We start from the raw sequence: 681 nt of genomic DNA, 5'->3' as shown, positions 1-681 counted from the left end.
ACGCGGATTTGTTGACCACCCGGCCCCCGTCACGGACTTTGATGCGTAACGCATCGAGGAAGATCACGGGGTAGAACTCCTCGAGTTGGCGGTTCTGCCAGATCATGACCTCCTCGAGGACCGCATCGGTGATCGCGGAGATTGTTTCATGGGAGATGTCCACGCCCATGGCGGTGGCCATGTGGTGCTGGATGTCTCGGACGGTCATGCCACCGGCATAAAGACTGATGATCATGTCGTCGACGTCGGTCAGCCGGCGGGATCCTTTGGGCACCATTGTCGGCAGGAAGGATCCGTCACGGTCCCGGGGAACAGCGACATCGACCGGTCCGTAGTTCGAATCGACCCGCTTGGGGTAGGAACCGTTACGGGAATTGTTCTGACCAGCGGCTTCCTTGCTGTCCCGGTCGCCGTGCTGGTAGCCGAGGTGGGCATCCATCTCGGCGTTGAGGCCGCGGTTGATCGAGGCCTGGAGCAGGCCCCGGACGAGATCGTTGGCATCCGTTGTGGAGGTGCCGAGCTCGTCGATCAGTTTCGCCATCTCAGGATTGGCCAGCAGCTTTTCCTCGATCGCTTTGATCTTTGCGGAGTCCTCTGGGTTTCGTCGTGCCACGGTAGTCATTCTGGTTCATCTCCTTGGTGTGAGGGGAATCCCTCACACACAAACCATCTGACACCCTC

1 protein-coding gene is annotated in these 681 nt (G+C 59.6%); it reads right to left on the bottom strand.

Annotated elements, in window-relative coordinates; translation table 11 throughout:
• On the bottom strand, window positions 1–622 hold a 622-nt coding region (locus DV20_RS16310), incomplete at its 3' end, for an IS256 family transposase (protein ID WP_043781046.1).
• Window positions 623–681: the final 59 nt, after the last annotated feature.

Origin of the sequence: Amycolatopsis rifamycinica (assembly GCF_000695625.1) — a bacterium.
GTDB classification, from domain to species: Bacteria; Actinomycetota; Actinomycetes; order Mycobacteriales; family Pseudonocardiaceae; genus Amycolatopsis; species Amycolatopsis rifamycinica.
Note: the sequence above shows the minus strand (reverse complement) of the source record. Positions and strands in the feature narration are given on the sequence as shown.